The 17,679-nt window shown below is 59.6% G+C and carries 18 protein-coding genes; 6 read left to right on the forward strand and 12 right to left on the reverse strand.

The genetic code is table 11. The features are described 5' to 3' along the window. Nucleotides 1-66 precede the first annotated feature (66 nt). The 9 genes from ELS24_RS22845 to pcaH form a co-directional block, all read right to left on the reverse strand. Nucleotides 67-1,260 (reverse strand): Gfo/Idh/MocA family protein, encoded by a 1,194-nt coding sequence (locus ELS24_RS22845; protein ID WP_054435579.1) that lies wholly within the window; start codon nucleotides 1,258-1,260, stop codon nucleotides 67-69. A gap of 14 nt (nucleotides 1,261-1,274) precedes the next feature. Then, on the reverse strand, nucleotides 1,275-2,246 hold the full coding sequence (locus tag ELS24_RS22850; RefSeq protein ID WP_054435577.1) for a PDR/VanB family oxidoreductase: 972 nt from the start codon (nucleotides 2,244-2,246) through the stop codon (nucleotides 1,275-1,277). Nucleotides 2,247-2,288: 42 nt separating this feature from the next. After that, the gene (locus tag ELS24_RS22855) at nucleotides 2,289-3,278 is read right to left on the reverse strand and encodes an ABC transporter substrate-binding protein (RefSeq protein WP_054435574.1); all 990 of its coding nucleotides are present in this window, start codon (nucleotides 3,276-3,278) and stop codon (nucleotides 2,289-2,291) included. Nucleotides 3,279-3,290: 12 nt separating this feature from the next. Next, nucleotides 3,291-4,607: a Rieske 2Fe-2S domain-containing protein gene (locus ELS24_RS22860; protein WP_054435573.1), complete on the reverse strand. Its 1,317-nt coding sequence runs from the start codon at nucleotides 4,605-4,607 to the stop codon at nucleotides 3,291-3,293. Nucleotides 4,608-4,723: 116 nt separating this feature from the next. Continuing rightward, nucleotides 4,724-5,740: a Bug family tripartite tricarboxylate transporter substrate binding protein gene (locus ELS24_RS22865; RefSeq protein ID WP_081397568.1), complete on the reverse strand. Its 1,017-nt coding sequence runs from the start codon at nucleotides 5,738-5,740 to the stop codon at nucleotides 4,724-4,726. 243 nt (nucleotides 5,741-5,983) lie between these two features. Continuing rightward, nucleotides 5,984-6,358, reverse strand: coding sequence for a 4-carboxymuconolactone decarboxylase (gene pcaC / locus ELS24_RS22870; protein ID WP_054435571.1), 375 nt, complete (start codon nucleotides 6,356-6,358; stop codon nucleotides 5,984-5,986). Continuing rightward, a complete protein-coding gene (locus ELS24_RS22875) occupies nucleotides 6,345-7,751 on the reverse strand; it encodes a 3-carboxy-cis,cis-muconate cycloisomerase (protein WP_054435569.1) in 1,407 nt (468 codons plus the stop codon). Before ELS24_RS22875 ends, pcaC begins: the two co-directional genes overlap by 14 nt. A gap of 10 nt (nucleotides 7,752-7,761) precedes the next feature. Continuing rightward, nucleotides 7,762-8,352, reverse strand: coding sequence for a protocatechuate 3,4-dioxygenase subunit alpha (pcaG, locus tag ELS24_RS22880; RefSeq protein ID WP_054435566.1), 591 nt, complete (start codon nucleotides 8,350-8,352; stop codon nucleotides 7,762-7,764). Between the two features lie 2 nt (nucleotides 8,353-8,354). Continuing rightward, complete coding sequence (pcaH, locus tag ELS24_RS22885) at nucleotides 8,355-9,065, reverse strand: protocatechuate 3,4-dioxygenase subunit beta (protein ID WP_054435563.1); 711 nt, start codon at nucleotides 9,063-9,065, stop codon at nucleotides 8,355-8,357. A gap of 95 nt (nucleotides 9,066-9,160) precedes the next feature. Between pcaH and pcaQ the strand changes: the two genes are divergently transcribed. Beyond that, nucleotides 9,161-10,075: a pca operon transcription factor PcaQ gene (pcaQ, locus tag ELS24_RS22890; RefSeq protein ID WP_127185447.1), complete on the forward strand. Its 915-nt coding sequence runs from the start codon at nucleotides 9,161-9,163 to the stop codon at nucleotides 10,073-10,075. Nucleotides 10,076-10,185: 110 nt separating this feature from the next. After that, nucleotides 10,186-10,452, forward strand: coding sequence for an SOS response-associated peptidase (locus ELS24_RS22895; RefSeq protein WP_231689859.1), 267 nt, complete (start codon nucleotides 10,186-10,188; stop codon nucleotides 10,450-10,452). 257 nt (nucleotides 10,453-10,709) lie between these two features. On the opposite strand, the gene ELS24_RS22900 is transcribed toward ELS24_RS22895, so the two are convergent. Continuing rightward, complete coding sequence (locus ELS24_RS22900; RefSeq protein ID WP_054428391.1) at nucleotides 10,710-11,528, reverse strand: alpha/beta fold hydrolase; 819 nt, start codon at nucleotides 11,526-11,528, stop codon at nucleotides 10,710-10,712. A 60-nt stretch (nucleotides 11,529-11,588) separates the two neighbouring features. Between ELS24_RS22900 and ELS24_RS22905 the strand changes: the two genes are divergently transcribed. Beyond that, nucleotides 11,589-11,891: an ArsR/SmtB family transcription factor gene (locus tag ELS24_RS22905; protein WP_205736932.1), complete on the forward strand. Its 303-nt coding sequence runs from the start codon at nucleotides 11,589-11,591 to the stop codon at nucleotides 11,889-11,891. Between the two features lie 688 nt (nucleotides 11,892-12,579). Here ELS24_RS22905 and ELS24_RS22910 read toward each other — a convergent pair. Beyond that, nucleotides 12,580-13,890 (reverse strand): sigma-54-dependent transcriptional regulator, encoded by a 1,311-nt coding sequence (locus ELS24_RS22910; RefSeq protein WP_127185448.1) that lies wholly within the window; start codon nucleotides 13,888-13,890, stop codon nucleotides 12,580-12,582. After that, on the reverse strand, nucleotides 13,887-15,272 hold the full coding sequence (locus ELS24_RS22915) for a sensor histidine kinase (protein WP_054428393.1): 1,386 nt from the start codon (nucleotides 15,270-15,272) through the stop codon (nucleotides 13,887-13,889). The genes ELS24_RS22910 and ELS24_RS22915 overlap by 4 nt, the downstream gene beginning before the upstream one ends. A 99-nt stretch (nucleotides 15,273-15,371) precedes the next feature. On the opposite strand from ELS24_RS22915, the gene ELS24_RS22920 reads away from it, so the two are divergent. Genes ELS24_RS22920 through ELS24_RS22930 form a run of 3 tightly spaced genes read left to right on the forward strand, consistent with a single transcriptional unit; the run spans nucleotide 15,372 to nucleotide 17,625 of the window. Further along, nucleotides 15,372-15,593 carry a hypothetical protein gene (locus tag ELS24_RS22920; RefSeq protein ID WP_054428394.1) on the forward strand — a complete coding sequence of 74 codons (222 nt, stop codon included), beginning with the start codon at nucleotides 15,372-15,374 and terminating at the stop codon, nucleotides 15,591-15,593. 22 nt (nucleotides 15,594-15,615) lie between these two features. Then, nucleotides 15,616-16,101 (forward strand): tripartite tricarboxylate transporter TctB family protein, encoded by a 486-nt coding sequence (locus tag ELS24_RS22925; protein WP_231689858.1) that lies wholly within the window; start codon nucleotides 15,616-15,618, stop codon nucleotides 16,099-16,101. Between the two features lie 3 nt (nucleotides 16,102-16,104). Continuing rightward, on the forward strand, nucleotides 16,105-17,625 hold the full coding sequence (locus ELS24_RS22930; RefSeq protein ID WP_054428395.1) for a tripartite tricarboxylate transporter permease: 1,521 nt from the start codon (nucleotides 16,105-16,107) through the stop codon (nucleotides 17,623-17,625). The last annotated feature ends 54 nt before the right edge of the window (nucleotides 17,626-17,679 follow it).

Below are 17,679 nucleotides of genomic sequence, written 5' to 3' on the forward strand. Positions count from 1 at the left end.
TGAAGTTTCGTGTACTTAGATGTCTAAAAATGATACTCGAAACATTCTTCAGCCGGTTGTCATAGATCAAACGTGGCGCATAACCCCGGATAAGATGACATCCCGCGACGCCCGGGAAGACTCGATCATCGCAAGGCAGATCTCCAGTGTGCGCCGGGCCCATTGCCCTCCATGCAGGCATGGCTGCCCGGCATGGACAGCGGCATAGAGTTCATCGATGACCTCGGCTCTGGGAACCGGGGGAGGCTCGATGTCGATGAGGTATTTCTTGTCGTCTTCGTAGACGTAGATCCCATCCGGAAGCGGCCGGAAATCCGCTTTTTCACACGACACGACGAAGGGTCCGAAGTGTTGATGGCGCGCCGCGCCGGGCGCCTGCCGGTCGGGCGGCGTATAGGCGCTCCCGCCATAGGTGCCCGCATTTTTGAGCGCGGACTCCTCCGCGGGGCCAGCGATTGACTTTAACCGCCGCCGGGCCGCGCCATAGTCTTCCGACGACTTGGGCAGCCCCATCTCGCCCGTCCATCCCATCCATTCATCGGAGTCGAAATGGCCATACCCGTTGTAATTCAATGCCGCGTATGCGCCGCCGTGAAACCACATCAACGCGCTATAGGCCCCTTCCGTTGGGCGGCTTTCGTCCCAGTTACCCAGCGCGCTGCGCACGCGCTCCGGCTCCTGGCACGCCAACAGCCGTACGATGTCGACCTGGTGCGCAGCCTGGCTGAACACTGCCCCGCCCCCCTGTTCCGTCCGTAGTTCCTCCGGCCTGCGCGGCCGGCAGATATAGTCCGTGAAGTTCAGGGCGTGGATCATGCGGACGGCGCCGAATCTCCCTGATTGCACCAGTTCGCGGGTTCTCAGATAGGGCGTGTCAAAGCTGTGGCAGTGGCCGATGAGCAGATGGACGCCGGCCTGCGTGCAGGCGTCGATCATGGCATCGCATTCGGCCAGGCTTAACGCCATGGGCTTTTCCACCAGGACATGCTTTCCATGATCGGCGGCAATCTGCGTATGCCGCGCATGAAACTGATGCGGGCTGGCGACGTAGATGACTTCCACCTCAGGGTCAGCGGCCAACGCTTCCACTGCCTCGTAGGCTGGCCGGGAGAAGTCTCGGCTGAACTGATCCCTGGCTCCCGCGCGCGGGTCGCACCCGGCCACGAGTTCGACTCGGGGGTCCGCAAGAAACGTGGGAAGCATCAACGAAAACGCCCGCCCCAGGCCGACCACGCCGATACGCAATTTTCCGTTTTTCATGATTGGGGGCTCGGCTACAGGTCGAGGACCAGCTTTTCGCACGTGGCTCGGGAAACGCAGACCATGATCTGGGACGCTTGCTCTTCCGGAAGCAACACCATGTCGCGATGGTCTGCCGTTCCTTCGAGCATCCGCGTCCGACAGGACCCGCACGTCCCGCTTTCGCACGAATAGCCGACGCGCACGTCCGCAGCCTGCAATACCGACAGTATCGACTTTCCCACGGGCACTTCAAGGGTCTGGTTCGATTTGGCGAGCTCCACCAAGAACGGCTTGTCTTCCGGCCGCTTTCCTCCGCCCTCCAGGAAACTCTCAAAGTGGATGCGCTTGGGCGACCAATGACCCGACATATCGCGGACGGCTTCCATCAGCCCCCTCGGGCCGCAGCAATAGACGTGCCCTCGGTTCGGCTTTTCAAGAATGGGCCACAGGTCGAAGCAGGCGTCCGGATTGCCGAGGTCGTGGTGTATCTTGACATTCGACCGGTACAGGTCCGATCCCAACTCTTCGAGGAACGCCGTTGTCTCGGCGGCCTGGCTCAAGTAGTACAGCTTCCAAGGCGCGGGAGGAAGCTCGCCGAACGATCGGATCATTGACAAGATGGGCGTGATGCCAATGCCCCCGGCAATGAACGTCAGCGATCCAGGATTGTCGACCAAGGGAAAGGCGTTATCGGGCGGCGCGACCAAAACCGTGTCGCCCTCTTTGGCCTCGTCGACCATGCTGACCGACCCTCCTCTGCCCTGCGCCTCTCGCTTCACAGTAATGACATAGCGCTGACGTTCGGAGGGATCATTGCACAGCGAATATTTCCGCCACTCTCCGTTGGGGACCTGGATCTTTATGTGCGAACCCGCCGAAAACTCGGGAAGGTCGGTTCCATCTTCGCGTCCCAGTTCGAATGAACGTATGCCTTGTGCGGCCTGGTGCGTAGCAAGAATTTTCAGCGACATCAATGCCGCGTTGTCCGTCGTGGGATCTGTCATGACTGCCTCCTCGAGCGGGGAAGCATTGCCTCCCGCCCTCCTTCATATCTTGTAGGATTCGTACGTGCTGGGATGAAACAGTTCCTCGACCCGAACTTGACGGTCCGAGAGCCCCTGCGCATGATGATGCCGAGTAAAGGCTTCCAGCGTGGGCAAGCTCTTTTCAACGCCATAGGCCCAGTAATCCGCGCCCAGCGTATCTCTTGCGGCCTTCAGTTGCTCCTCCACGAACGGCAAGGTCACCTTAGTGGCCGAGGTGTCGGACAGCTTTTCCAGCGCAGCAAGCTTGGACTGGTCGAAGGCCTTCAAGAGCGTGCCGGGTAGCCAGGGGTGCTGTTCCACCAGCGTTTTTCTCACGCCGACGACGTGCATGATCGGAAAGACTCCGGTCCGCCGGTAGTAGCCCTTTGCGGTCTCGGTCGGGTCGTCGAACAACCAACCGATATTGGGATTGACACGGGCATTCCCCGACGGGGCGCGCGGTGCCATGAAACCATCGATGTCTCCGCGATCCAGCATGTCTGAGATGGTCGTGTCGGCAGGCGCATCTATCATCTTCACGCTGTCGGGCAGCTTCAATTTGATCTTTTCCGGCCGGCCGGGCTGATCGATGCCGCCTCGTACCCAGATCACGTCCGACGGCTTCACCCCATAGTCCTCTTCCAGGATGGCGCGGGCCCACACATTCGCGGTCAACTGATACTCCGGAATCCCGATGCGCTTTCCCTTGAGATCCTCAGGACGGCGAATCCTGTCCTTGCGGACATAGATAGAGGTGTGCCTGAATGCGCGGGACAGGAACACCGGGATGGCGATGTACGGGCATTGCCCGGCCGCATGCTTGACCAGGTAGCTGGAAAACGACAGCTCACTGACATCGAAATCCTGAAAGCGGAAAGCGCGGAAGAACATTTCTTCCGGGCTCAACAGCGCATACACCGGATTGACGCCATCGATCTGCACGGCCCCGTCATACAAGGCGCGATTGCGATCGTAGTCGCCCATTGCAATAGACAATTGAAGTTTAGACATGCACTGTTGCCCCTAGGCGGTGGTTTCGTAGTTGCTTTCGAGCTGCGGTCCAGAACCGGCGCCATACACAGGCTTCGCTTCGAAATCCCGCCAGTCGACAGTCTTGGGGACAATGGCCTGGAACGAACATACGCTGGGTAGGATCTGCTTGTCGCCCGTGCCGATAGCGGGCTGCCCCCGGGAGAATTCCTGGACCGCTTCGAGCATCTGGCGCCGGAACTCGACGATGGCCAGGTCACTGGCCCCGAGGCGATCGTTGGAACGGTCGGCGATCGGGCCCATCGTTACCCACATTGCGATGTCCTGGTTCGGAAAGCCCTTGATGCCCGTGAAGTTACCTGCCTTCATCGCTTGGCGATCCTGCCAGAATCGGTTGTCCACGTTACGCAGCGGGCGGTACTGATCGTCGAGATCCGAGCCGATGCTGGTACCCAGGAATTTGCGCCAGGTTTCGGTATCCGGCGTCGTGGCGCGGTCACCCCACGCAATGAAGTAGAAGACCGAATTGGTGTCATCCATCGGCACGTTGACGTTCGCCACGTTGTACAGATTGTTTGGCGGAATCAACACGGTTCCGGGTGCGACGAAAACCGTGGACCGGACATAGTCGGTCTGCGCGGCATTCGTAATGGGGCGTCGGATGGCCGCGTAGCGGAAGCCATATTCCGTACGATGGACCTGCATGCGCGGGGCCTTGTCCGTCGACGGCCGCAACCAATTCTTTTCGGTTGCCTCCGCCCCCCCCACGCGTGCCGGCACGAAGTCCGAAGAATGCAGACTGGAACTATGGGCCGAGTCAATGGCGCCTTCCAGAATCTGCGCCCAGTTGCACGGAATCAGGACCTTCGCGATGCTGACTTTCGCGGACTTCTCCGGCGCCCAGGGCGGAGGCACGAACGCTGGGATGCGGGCTTGGTCTCCCATGAACGCCCAGATCAGCCCCGCCCATTCCTGGACTTTGTACGCCTTGTGCTTCACCTTCTCGGCCATGGTGCTGGCTGCCGGCTCCGAGACCATCTCTATGACGGTTCCCTCGACATCCATTTTCCAGCCGTGATAGAGGCAACGCAGCCCACAGTCTTCGTTTCTGCCGTAGACGAGCGACACCCGCCGATGCGGACAGTACTCGTCCATCACGCCAACCCGCCCCTCGGTATCGCGAAACACGACCAAGTCTTCGCCCAGGATCCGCGCATGGACGGGATCTCCGTCGGGTTCGCTCACCTCTTCGCTCAGGCAAATCGGTATCCAGAAATTGCGCATCAACTGCCCCATCGGCGCGTCCCCTTCAACGCGGCAGAGCAGTTCGTTCTCTTCATTCGTCAACATACACCCTCCTCATCCTCGGATCTCTCAGCACGCGCAGGCGGCGTCTGGCAAAACAATTATATTAGAGATCTAAGTATTTATTCAATGCTGGATTTCCGGCTGGATACGGTGACGGTTCAATTGGCCTTGATCCCGGCATCCTTGATCGCGCTTTCGTAGCGCTTGCCTTCTGCCTCGATCGCGCCGCGATACGCTTCCGGCGTACCGCCCACGGATTCGATGCCCAGGGTGCTGAATTGCTTCACCACGGCGGGGTCCTTGACTGCTTTCGCGATTTCCTCGCTCATGCGCTTGACGGCATAGGGGGGAATTCCGGACGCGCCCAAAGCGCCCACGGTGACGGCAAAGTCGAAACCGGGAACGATCTCAGCGATGGCGGGAATGTTCGGAGCAAGCGCGGAACGCTGGCCGCTATTGGTCGCCAGGATCTTGGCCTGTCCCTTTTCCGCGAAACCGGAGAGGGACGGCAGCGCCGCGAACACGACATCGACCTGCCCCCCGATCATTGCGGGAACGGACTGCCCCGAGCCGCGGAACGGCACATGGGTGATCTTGGAGTGGAGCGCGACGTTCAACGCTTCCATCGTGAGGTGGTGCGAGCTTCCCACGCCGGAAGAGCCATAGTTCATCTTCGCGCCATCACGCTTCGCGCGCTCGACGAACTCCTGGAGCGTATTGATGTTGCTCTGGCTGTTGGACGCGAGAAACAACGGAGAAGTGGCGATCAGCGAGACAGGAACGAAATCCCGCTTAGGGTCATAGGAAAGGTCTTTATACAGCGCCGGATTGATGGACATCATCGATCCGTCGGTCACGAGATACGTATAGCCATCGCGCGGGCTGCTGGTGAGCGTCTGCGCGGCGATCACGCCATTCGCGCCCGGTTTGTTTTCCACCACGACAGACTGTCCGAGGTTCTGGCTGATGCGCTGAGCGACAACGCGCGCAACCGTGTCTGGAAGTCCGCCCGCGGCGTACGGAACGATGAAGCGGATCGGATGAGAGGGAAACTTCGCCGCATCTTCGGCCAGGGCATTCGCCGACAACGTCAGCGCGGACAGCATGGCGGCGAGCGCAAACCCTCGGCGCACGACATGACAGGACGGAATGCGCTTTGCGTATCTATTGAACATAATTGTCTCCATTGGATCCGCGCCTTCTCGTGAGGGCGAATGTCGACGTTTCTTGCCGTCTGACACCCACCGGGCGCGTTCCAAAATAATATTAGAGACCTAAGTATTTTTCAATCAGTTGCTGCCTTTTTTTCCGTTCGCGTATTCCCTGAAAGCACGCTGCCGCGCCGCTTTCTGGCGGACAAGCGCCAACATCCCCGCGATCCGTCGCAGGGATGCCGAGGCGCTCCTCGCAAGCCGGCACTACCCGGAGGCAAACAGGCGGTCGAAGAGATGAAACGCCGAATTTGCCGCAGGCACTCCGCAGTAGATGGCCGTCTGCAACAGCACTTCTTTTATCTCTTCGGGGGATACGCCATTGTTCTTTGCTGCATTGAGGTGCAGCGCCAGTTCCTCCTGGCGGTTCAGGGCAACCATCAGGCCTATGGTGATGAGACTGCGTGTATGCCTGGGCAGGCCATCGCGCGTCCAGATCTCTCCCCACGCATAGCGCGTGATGAGATCCTGGAAGTCCGTATTCAGCGCGGTGCGGTTGCTCAAGGAGCGCTGCACGTGCGCGTCGCCGAGCACCTCACGCCGGACTTCCAACCCCGCCTCATAGCGGTCATGCTCGTCCATGATCTTCCTCCCTCTCATTTAGTACTTCTCCGCACGCCCCCAGACCGCTCGACCGCCCGTGGTATTTGGCGAGGACGGCATCCACATAGCCTGTCGACTGGCCGCAGTAGTTGAGCGGGCTCAACAGCTCGGCGAGCTTCGCAGGGGACAGATAGTCCGTTACCGCGGCGTCTCGCGAGAGAACCTCCAGCAAGGGACGATTTGACGAGACCGCCAGGCGCGACGCCCTCTCGACCAACTCGTGCGCAGGAAGGCGTCCAATGTGCGTGCCCAGCGCCAGCATGACGGCTTCCGCCTGGATCAGACCCCGCGTAACGTTCAGGTTTTGCAGCATCCGGTCTGCGTGCACCTCCAACCCCGACATAATGTCGGCAGTCGTTGCCACGGCGCCGCCCGTGATCACCGCAAGCTCCGGCAAGACGTCCCACTCTGCTTGCCAACCGCCAAGCGCCCTTTCATGCTCCTGGACCATGCCGCTGAAGAGAGCCGCCACCAAGTGAGGCGCCTTCACCCCTGCGCTGAGCACAGCGGCGCAACCGACCGGATTGCGTTTGTGCGGCATGGTCGAGGAGCCTCCCTTGCCCTTTGCACTCGCTTCCGCGACTTCACCGATTTCGGTCTGGGCCAGCAAGCTCATGTCGCGCGCCATCTTCGCGCATGCTCCCGTCAACATGCCCATCCATGCCGCCACGGATACGAGTCTGTCCCGTTGCGTATGCCAAGGGATGTCGGGCAGGTTCAGTCCAAGATGACGCGCGAGGGACCGGGAGACAGCCGATGCCTGATCACCCAGGCTGGCCAAAGTGCCAGCGGCTCCCCCGAACTGCAGCACCGCCACGTTCTCTTGATGCCGCGCGAGGTCATCCTGCAGACGGCCCACGGCATCGAGATACTGCGCGAGTTTCAGTCCGAACGTCATCGGCAGGGCCTGCTGCAACCAAGTCCTGCCGACCGTCGGCGTGGTACGGTGCTCGCTGGCCCGCGCGGCCAGGCTGGACGCAAGGGGGTTGATCTGCCGCTCAAGAATCACCAAAGAGGAACGCAGTTGCAGCACCAGGCCGGTGTCGATGATGTCCTGGCTCGTCGCGCCCCAGTGCACAAATCCCGCCGCCCGGATGTCCGCGCGCTTCACTTTTGCCGTGAGCTGCCGAACAAGTGGAATGGCCAGGTTTCCGCCGGCCGACGCCTCGTTCTTGAGGGCATCGATATCGAACAGATCGGCACGGCATGCGGCAACGATGGGCGCCACCGCGTCTTGAGGAATGACGCCATGCTCTGCGCAGCTACGGGCCAGCGCCGCTTCGACATCGAGCATGGCCTGAAGGGTCCCGGTTTCAGACCAGACATGGTTCATGGCGGGATGACCGCGCAGCAGATCTGTCAGCGTGCCCATCGCCGCGCCCTCAGCAGTCAAAGAATACCGTTTCGTCCGGACCTTGGAGGTGGATGTCGAAGCGATACTGCTTCACCCCCGAGCCGGCAACCTGCTTGGCGATGAGCGTTCGGCGGCGGGCTGCGGGAACACTGTTCAGAACAGGGTCGCTCTCATTGGCCGCCGGCTCATCCTCGAAGTAGAGCCGGGTGAAGGCGTGCATCAACATGCCGCGCATGTGAAGGATCACATCAATGTAGGGAGCCGAACCGGTGGCAACCGGTCCTGGCTTGATCGTACGAATCACGAACCTGTTGCTCTCCTCGGTGCCTGTTCCGACACGGCAGAAGCCTTTGAATCCGCGAGCTATCGCGTCATCGTGGCTGGCAACGTATTGCCCCGAGGCGTCGGCCTGCAGGGACTCGACGATGGCGTCGTCCACGGCGGCTCCGCTGCCGTCGTAGACCGTGCCCGTGATGATGATGTGCTCGCCCGCCACGCCGGGTTCCGCCGCATTGGCGGTGAACAGGCTTTTCAAATCAAAGTTGTATTGCTCCGGACAGAGGCCATATGCGAAGAACGGGCCTACCGTTTGGGAGGGAGTCTGCTTCAGTTGGCTCATGATTACTCCGTGGGGGTCTGGCGCGCGCCGCGCAGCACGATGTCGAATTCGTAGCCGAGAGCCACCCCTTCCTGGGTTGCGGCAAGAGAGAACTGCGCCACGAGGCGGTCGCGGGCATATTCGGGCACGCCCTGGAAGATGGGATCCAACGCGAGCAACGGGTCGCCCGGAAAGTACATCTGGGTCACCAACCGCGACCCGAAGTACTGGCCAAAGAGCGAAAAATGAATGTGATTCGGACGCCACGCATTGCTATGGTTGCCCCACGGGTATGCGCCCGGCTTGATCGTGACGAAGCGATAGCGCCCCTGATCATCCGTAATACAGCGCCCCGCCCCAAGAAAATTGGGGTCGAGCGGCGCGTCATGCTGATCACCCTTGTGAACATACCGGCCCGCCGCATTGGCCTGCCAGATTTCCACCAGCGTGTGACGCACAGGTCTACCTGACTCATCCAACACCCGGCCCGTCACGATGATGCGCTCGCCGAGGGGGGCTCCGTTCTTGATCGCGTTTAGGGTCAGGTCGTGATCCAAATTTCCCAGTTGCTCACTGCCATACACGGGCGCCAACCGATTGCCCAGCGCGCCCTTCAGAGGCACCAAGGGCAGCGACGGACTGCGCAACACAGAGGACTTGTACGGCGGATGCCTGTAGGGCGGATTCGCCTGCCAATCGCGAGGCGTAAGAAGGATAGCGTCTTCGTGGCTCAAGGTAGACCCCGATCGTAGGTGGAATAGCACAACTTTAACCACGACCGAAAGTTATATATAGTGATCTTTTCTACCTACAATATCCAAAAAAAGTTATGGATTTCAACATACACGGGAATCGCATCAAACTACGGCATCTTCAATGCTTCATCGCGGTCGCCCAACTTCGCAGTCTGCAAAAAGCGAGTGAAGCGCTTGCCATCACTCAGCCGGCGGTTTCCAAGACCCTGGCGGAGTTGGAGTCAGCGACTGGCGCTCGCCTGTTCGAGCGCGGACGAAAAGGGGCGGAACTCACCGACCACGGCCGGATGTTCGCGCCCTACGCAAACGCAGCCCTGTCGGCGCTACAGGAAGGCGTGCAAAAACTCCGGGGCGGAAATCAAGCGCCCCCGTCCATTGTGCGGGTCGGAATCCTTCCCACCCTCGCCCAGGTGTTGTTCCCACCGGCATTGGCGGAATTCCGGCGGGCATTCGCGACCGTAAGCGTCGACGTCCACACGGGCCCCAACCTGGAACTGCTGCGCAGCCTCAAGGCGGCCGAGGTCGATTTCGTCGTTGGCCGACTGGGCGAGCCATCATCCATGACGGGAATGAGCTTCGAGCACCTCTTTCGCGAGCCGCTCACGATCGTCGTCCGCGCGGGACATCCCATCCTCCGGGGCCCCATCACAGCGAGCACGCTTGCTTCCTATGACCTCCTTTTGCCGTCTGCGGGCACACTCATCCGCCAGTCGGCGGATAGCGTCTTGGCCGCATTCGGCGTGCCCGAACGCGCGGCAATGATCTGCAGCCTGTCGGTCTCGCTGAATCTTCAACTCACGCTGCAGAATGAAGCAATCTGGTTCGTTCCGGCCAGCCTGGTCGACAGCTATGTCGCCAGCGGTGAACTGATGCGGGTTCCCATGCCGGTTGGCGGAACCGATGAGCCGATAGGCCTGTTGCGGCGCACCGACGTGGCGCTCCCCCCCATGGAGCGGCTCTATTCGAGGCGTTCAAGGCCGCGGGCCTGAACCAAAACCGCCAGCGCAGTGCCTGAACGCGGCCCGCCAAGACGATTTCAAAGTTTGCGGAGTACGCTAGCCGCGAGCGTCAGTCGCGTTTGGAGTCGAATAATGCGGCCTTGCTGGCCGGAAAAACCCGGCCGCCAGGCGTATCCCGTCTACTGGGCGAGGTGTCCTTCGGCATCCTACGGACCCGCTTCACACACCCGGACGGCACACCCATCGGCATTGCAGGTTTGTGGGACCGGTACCGCGATCCCGCCGGGCAATGGCAGGAAAGCTACACCATGCTGACCATCAAAGCGGACAAGGACCCGCTTTTCCGTGAATACCACCAGCCCGGCAAGGAAAAGCGCATGGTTGTCACCCTGCCTGAGGGCGCTTAACGCGAATGGTTGACCGCGCCTGTCGACGAAAGCGGGGATTTCCTGGCGCCCATTCCAAGCGACAAGCTGGTGGCTACACCCGTGCTCTAAGTCGGCCGCATCGTATCAATAGCAGCAGCCACCGGCTGCATGCGAGGCTGAGCGGCGCGTCATCCAGAACTTGACACTCGAAATCGGTCTTCCGGACGTCATATCCGGCTGTAAGCCAGGGTCGGAAGCCGCCGGCGATGGGGTCCGTTCTCGGCCAATCGCTGCCATCAGGCGTCGGCGAGCTGTTTCAGGACGGCCGCCACAATGGCTTCCGGTCTATCTTCCTGCACGAGATGGCCCGCATTTCTGATTGGAACACAGGGTCTGTCCGAAATCAGAGAAGCCAAAGTTTCACCGGTCTCGTACGGAATCCAGTTGTCGTTCTCCCCCCACAAGACCTTCACCGGGCAGTCCATAGCGCGATATTTATCTTGAAGCACATCCGTGTACTTCTGATCCATCTGCGCAATTTGCCGATAAAAGGCGGGCTGGCCGATCGGGCCCAACCAGGGCCTGCTATAGACATCAAGCGCTTCATCAGAGAGAGGGTTATGCGCTGCCGTCTGCAAATAGGCGTTCAGGATCGCGCGATGCATGTAGTCGGGCATCCCCGAAAAAGCGTTCTCATGCCTGCGGACGTGTTGGATCAAGGGCGATCCCCAAGGAGCCAGTGCAACGGCGTCAAATATCGTCAGCGAGGCGTAGCGCAGCCCGTCCAGGTAATACGCACGCAACGCGGTAGCACCGCCAAAATCGTGCGCCAACACATCAGGACGCTCAAGGCCCCATTCATTGAACAATGCTGAAAGCACCTTGTTCTGCACGCCGAGTGAGACATCCTGGTCTACTCGCATTTCGGATTGCCCATAGCCCACCAGGTCGAAGAAGTAGACGGTTCGGCGATCGACAAGCTGCGGCACGATCCTGCGCCATACCTGTGACGAAAATGGCGTTCCATGGATGGCGACAAGAGGTGGCCCCTTGCCACATTTCCCCCATCTGACAGCGCTGCCTTCGATCATCGACGTATTGGATAGATCCAGCATAGGCACCTCTCATATAGTCAGTTAGCTAATTGACGATATACTAGAGAGATGAACCGCTCAATGCAAGTTAAGGCAATGGCCAGCGAAGTCCGTATGTCGGTGTTGCGCCATTTAGCCGACGCGAAGAAACACTTCGGACATCAGTGGTCAGCAGACCCCGAGGAATTCGGGGTCTGCATGACATTGATCGCCGAAGCGATGGGCATATCGCAGCCGACTGTAAGCAGGCATCTAGATATCCTGAAGCAGGCGGGATTCATCATCGTTCGCAAGCATCAGAAATGGTCATACTGCAAAAGGAATGAAGCAGTGATCCAAGACTACCTGGCATGGTTGCAACAAGAATTGTCGACTCCAACATAGGTCCACTTCGCGCCGGAGACAGGCAACTGCAAGAGCCTCTCTGTGGCGCGTTGCGCGCTTTCAATGTCGTGCCCTAATCCCGCCGACAAGCAAGCTTTGGGCGCCTCCGGACGAACTCGAATGCGAAGAGTTCGTAGTGCGCCTCGTTACCGATGCGGCAATCACGTCGTTTGACGCCTGAGGAACCGTGCCATCGCGCGTCTTGAAAGACTGCTGTCGCGCAAGGCGACGGTCGACGCTGGGTCGAAAGCTCGCTTCCGACCTGCAAGGATCATGCAAAGAAAAGGCCGCTCGTGAAAGAGGGAAATAAAGTCGGTCGCAGACGCGCCTTGCAACCCCTTGATTTTGAAAGACCTCGAAAATTGGAAAACTTGGATCAAAGTCGGTCGCAGGAGGTTCGGGTTCGATAAATAAGGTCGCTAAGCTACGAAAAGGGCTGCCTTCCTCGTGGCTCACACAGCCTTAGTGCCAAGCGAAACAGCCGTGCACTCTTGGAGCGGGGTGACACGAGAAGCGGGCGGGGCGCCCCACACCGCCGTTGCAAGACAGCTATCGGCTAAAGCCAGTCGAGCGCCCTGCTGGCAAAATTCGGCCAGGAGCGGTCATCGGTAGACGGCCGCTCCTGACATCCGATGCGGTCGAACCCCGGTTTCGTGAGCCCATGGTTAGCCTGCGCAGTCGACGTGGCTCAGTCCTCACCTGCCTCACGCCGCCCTTCGCGCAGTTTCTTCCATAACGTTGTTCGCGAAATCCCGAGCAGTCTGGCGGCATTTCCCATGTGACCACCCGATTCAGAGATGGCCCGCTGAATGACGAGGTGTTCGGCGTTTAGGCGGCTGGAGGCCAAGTCCGGCTTGTCGGCCAGCTTGCGTTCGGGAAAGAGGTCGTTAGCATGAATTGGGCCACTGTCCGTCATCACGACTGCGCGAGCAATGCGATTTTTCAGTTCACGCACGTTACCCGGCCAAGCGTGGTGGAGCAAAGCTTGAAGGGCGTCGGGAGATAGCGATTCGCACTCGGGCAAATGCTTATTCAACATGGCACTTGCCAGACTAGGCAACGCGCCAGGTCTATGCCGCAGGGGTGGTACGGCAATTACCGCGACCGCTAGTCGAAAATACAGATCCGCTCGAACCTTGCCTTGCACCACCGCAGCCTTCAGGTCAGCGCAAGTGCTGCTCAGAATTCGGCAGCGCATCTGGCGGACGGAACTGTCGCCCAGGGGACGATACTGGGCGTCCTCCAATACCCCCAATAATGAGGCCTGCGCACGTGAAGGCAGTTCCGCCACCTCATCAAGGTAAAGCGTGCCACCGGCTGCCTGTGAAAAAAGGCCCTCGTGCGACGATCCAGCGCCGCTGAATGCGCCTTTGACATGACCGAACAATAAACTCTCGACAAGATCAGCCATCAGCGATGCGCAGTTGACGGCAATGAACGGACCATTGGAGTACGACGAGCGTGCGTGAATGTAGCGAGCCGCGCGATCTTTACCTGAGCCGGTTTCACCTTCAAGCAACACGGGCAACGAACTGGCCGCAAGCCGCTCAAGCTCCTGCGCCAACGGATAGGTTTCGTCGCTTAGTGCGAAGGGATTCTGCGAAACTTCGTCGAATTGGCCTGCCGGCTGAGTGGCGATGACCGATCGAATTCGCCGCACCAGTGCGTCGGTGTCGTAGGGCTTGGTAAGGTAATCGTTCGCGCCCGCTGATACCAGCCGCACGGCCTGAGCGATGTCGCCAAATGCCGTGGCAAACACCACTGTGGTGCTCGCCAAATGTGGAATCAGCCGCCGATACAGATCTTCTCCGGACCCGTCCGGGAGTCGAATGTCGGCCAGCACGAACGCAGGCCGCATACGCGTCCTGCGAAACAGTTCCACCGCCTGCGAGCAGCTTTGCACCCACTGAGCGGAAATACCTTCGAGCCGCAATCGTTGCAATAATGCACCGCCTTGAAGCTCGTCGTCTTCAATTAGCAAAACCTGCGTGTCGCTCATAGCTTTCCCTCCTTTCGACCACAGGGCAAACGCACAGAGATGCATGTGCCGTCTGACATGCGCGTGACGCGCAGGCGGCCTTGCATCGCTTTAATAAGATCGGCCACTATACTCAATCCCATTCCGTCTCCGTCGGGATGCCCCCCTGCCAACGTGTGTACCGCTGCTGGTGGCAAACCCTGTCCAGCGTCGACCACGTGCAACGCCAGAGCATCATTCCGCGCACGGGAAAAAACGGCGACAAGTCCGCCGGGGGGGGACGCCTGGACAGCATTTAGCACTAGGTTGAGCAACACTTGCCTGACGGCCCCGGCGGGTAACAGCAGTTGCTGGTTCTGCATGCCGTCGCAAAACATTTCGACTCGGACCCCAGCCCTGTCAGCTTGCGCCCCCACCATCAGACGGATATCAGCAATATCTTCTTCCCCGAGAGACGCGGTGCCCGGGCGGAAAGTGCGCAGACTAGCGTCGACAACGGCCTGAAGCGCCTCAACACCGCGTTCGATGAAGGCCAGCGACTCGGCGCGAACGTCGCGACGTTCGCCGAACTGCCTGAGCGTCTGGACGGCGGTACGCAGCCCTCCGAGCGGGTTGCGGACTTCATGAGCAAGCGCCGCAGACATTCGTCCCAACACCGCTTCACGCTCGATCCGCGCGTTGCGTTCTGCAAGCGCCTCGCGTTGCTGAACATTCTCGACCATCCAGTTGTATGCCGATAACAACTCGGTGATCTCGGGGTCGGTGGTATCAACCTGCAAGCTGCGCAAGCGATCTTCGGGCCTGGCGCGCAGCGCTTCGGTTAGTTGAATGATCGGACGCTGAAGCCGCCTGGCCATGCCAAAACAGACCGCCGCGCCTAGCAGGCCGATTGCCAATCCCACCATGCCCAGTTCCCACGCTAGCTCTTCACGTTGGCGAAGGAAATCACCGACATCAAGATTGGCCACCAACATTCCCAGAGCAGGCCGCTCGTCGTCCAACATGCGCCACGTCCAGACACCGTCCGCGGCTCGGGTGATGAGCGTCCCCGACAAACCTTCGAAAGACGCCAGCGGGATAGGTTCAACCTCGGGATAGCGCGCCACATGCGCCAGCAGACGATGACCATCCGTGACGACGGCGAGCGTTCGATCCACCACACCAAGGTGCGTATCCAGCGCTCGGTTAAGCACTTCGACCATCTGCTCCGCGTCTCCGCCTCGGACTGCTGGCAGGATAGCTGCTGAAAGGCCGTCCAAATACACCTGCCCCAGATTCGCGACCTGCCTGTCGAATTGTCGGGACACGCCGTGAAGCGCCAAAGAAATCAGCGCGGTGGAAATTACGAGGAATAGGAAGGAGACCGCGAGTGGAATCCGGGCGATGAGGGAAAAGCGAAACATGGCAGCGCATTTTGAACCACAGAATGGCGATTATGCCTCGGACGTATTGGCCCGCGTATTTGCAAACAATGGAAAGCAGAACGCACTCTGGCAAAAATCGTGCCCGCCGCCTTTCAGGCCATCATCAAGACCATGACGTTCAGTTTTGTAAACACACAGCTGGACCTTGTGTTCATTATTGTTCAACTGGACGAACCGATCCCGATCGACCCTCTGGTTTTCCCTGAGGATGCCCCTCGGCGCATGAAAGCAGAGTGCAAGGCGGTGTCCTTAAAGTCCCGCTCCTCCGGCATGCAATCGAACGCGGGCCGGATCATTTAGACAACAAATAGGGGAGCAAGCCGTGGGCAGCACCATATTTTCCAGGAAGCGCGATCTGTGGGGCGGTGCATTCATCGCCCTGTGCGGTGCGCTGACCATTCTTGAAGCAACGTCGTATGACATCGGAGAGCTTGCCCGGATGGGGCCCGGCTATTTCCCGTTGATGGTGGGCTGCTTTCTCGTCGCGCTGGGTATTTTGATTCCGCTCAGTCCAGATCCTGACGAAGTGCAGGACGAGCTCATTGAGGAGAAACTGCCCCAGCCCGCGCAGCGCGATCGCGTTCGCGGCATGGCTTGCATCGCCGGAGGGATTGCACTCTTCATCATTCTGGGCAGCTCCGTAGGATTTCTGCCTGCCACCTTCGCGCTCGTCTTTGTCTCGGCGCTAGGAGACACATCGAACTCCGTCAAGTCCGCCACCATTCTCGCGCTTGCAATGACCGCTTTTGGCGCGGTGGTTTTTTCGTGGGCGCTGCAATTGCAGTTCCCCATGCTGCGCTGGGGGTAAGAAATGGATCTCTTCGACAACGTATTGCATGGCTTCTCCGTCGCGTTGCAGTGGGAGAACCTCCTTTGGTCGCTATTTGGCGTCTTCATGGGCAACATGATCGGCGTCTTGCCCGGAATGGGCGTGCTGGCGGCGATTTCGATCCTCCTGCCTTTGACCTATGCGATGACGCCGGTCGCCGCGTTGATGATGCTGGCAGGCATTTACTACGGCGCGCAGTATGGTGGCGGCATCACGTGCATCTTGCTCAACCTGCCAGGGACACCGTCGCATGCTGTGACGTGCCTCGATGGCAATCCGCTGGCGCGGCAAGGCAGATCCGGGTCTGCGCTGTTCATGCTGGTCATGTCGTCTTTTGTAGGCGCCAGCGTGGGCATCATCATCATGATCCTGTTCTCGCCACTGCTGGTCGAAGTCGCATTTCAGTTCGGCCCAGCCGAGTATTTCGCAATGATGATGCTGGGTCTGTTCGCCGGCGCGACGTTGGCCAAAGGCTCTGCCATCAAAGGCATTGCGATGGTATTCCTCGGCTTGCTTCTGGGCGTGGTTGGTACGGACGTCAATACCGGCACCATCCGCTACGCGTTCGGCGTCATCGAGCTGAGCGATGGTGTGCAGCTCGTTGCCTTGGCGATGGGCCTGTTTGGACTAGCGGACTTCTTTGCCAACGTGAACCGCATCGGTAAGGCCACTACCGTTGGGGCAGGCCCAAAAATGTCCGTACGGCCCGAGCCAGGGGATATCAAGAAGTCGGTCATGCCTATCGCTCGCGGCAGCGCTATCGGTTCGGTGCTTGGCATCTTGCCCGGCACTGGAGCGACCATCGCGTCATTCATGTCTTACGCGGTTGAAAAACGCGTTTCCAAAACGCCCAACCGCTTTGGCAACGGCGCGATTGAAGGGGTGGCGGGTCCTGAAGCAGCGAACAACTCCGCGGCACAGACAAGTTTCATTCCCACCATGAGCCTGGGCATACCTGGCGATTCCGTTATGGCCTTGATGCTGGGCGCGTTGATCATCCACGGGATCCAGCCAGGTCCCCAGATGGTCACTGAACACGCGGATCTTTTCTGGGGACTTATCGCAAGCTTCTGGATCGGCAACATCATGCTGGTCGTCATGAACCTGCCATTGATCGGCATGTGGGCAAGACTGCTTAAGGTGCCTTACAAGTATCTCTTCCCATCCGCGCTGTTTTTTGTATGTGTCGGCGTCTACAGCACGAACAACAATCTGTTCGACGTAGGCATGGTCCTGGTGCTTGGTCTGGTGGGCTATCTGTTCCTGAAGCTGCGCTTCTCGCCCGCTCCGCTGTTGCTGGGCTTTGTCTTGGGCCCCATGGTCGAAGAAAACTTCCGCCGCGCACTGCTACTGTCGCGCGGCAGCATGAGCGTGTTCATTGAACGCCCGATCAGCGCTGGCTTTATCTACGCCATTCTCGCTCTTGCGATCTGGCTGGTTTTTTCCACCGTGCGTAACAGAAAGAAGGTTCGCGAGTTGGAGCGTATCCAAGCCGGGGGGTGATCCCGTAGCTATGTAGCGCTGAAAGGGGGCCGGCAGCCGTCGGTCCCCTTTTAG

It is taken from the genome of Achromobacter spanius (genome assembly GCF_003994415.1).
Lineage (GTDB): Bacteria > Pseudomonadota > Gammaproteobacteria > Burkholderiales > Burkholderiaceae_B > Achromobacter > Achromobacter spanius_C.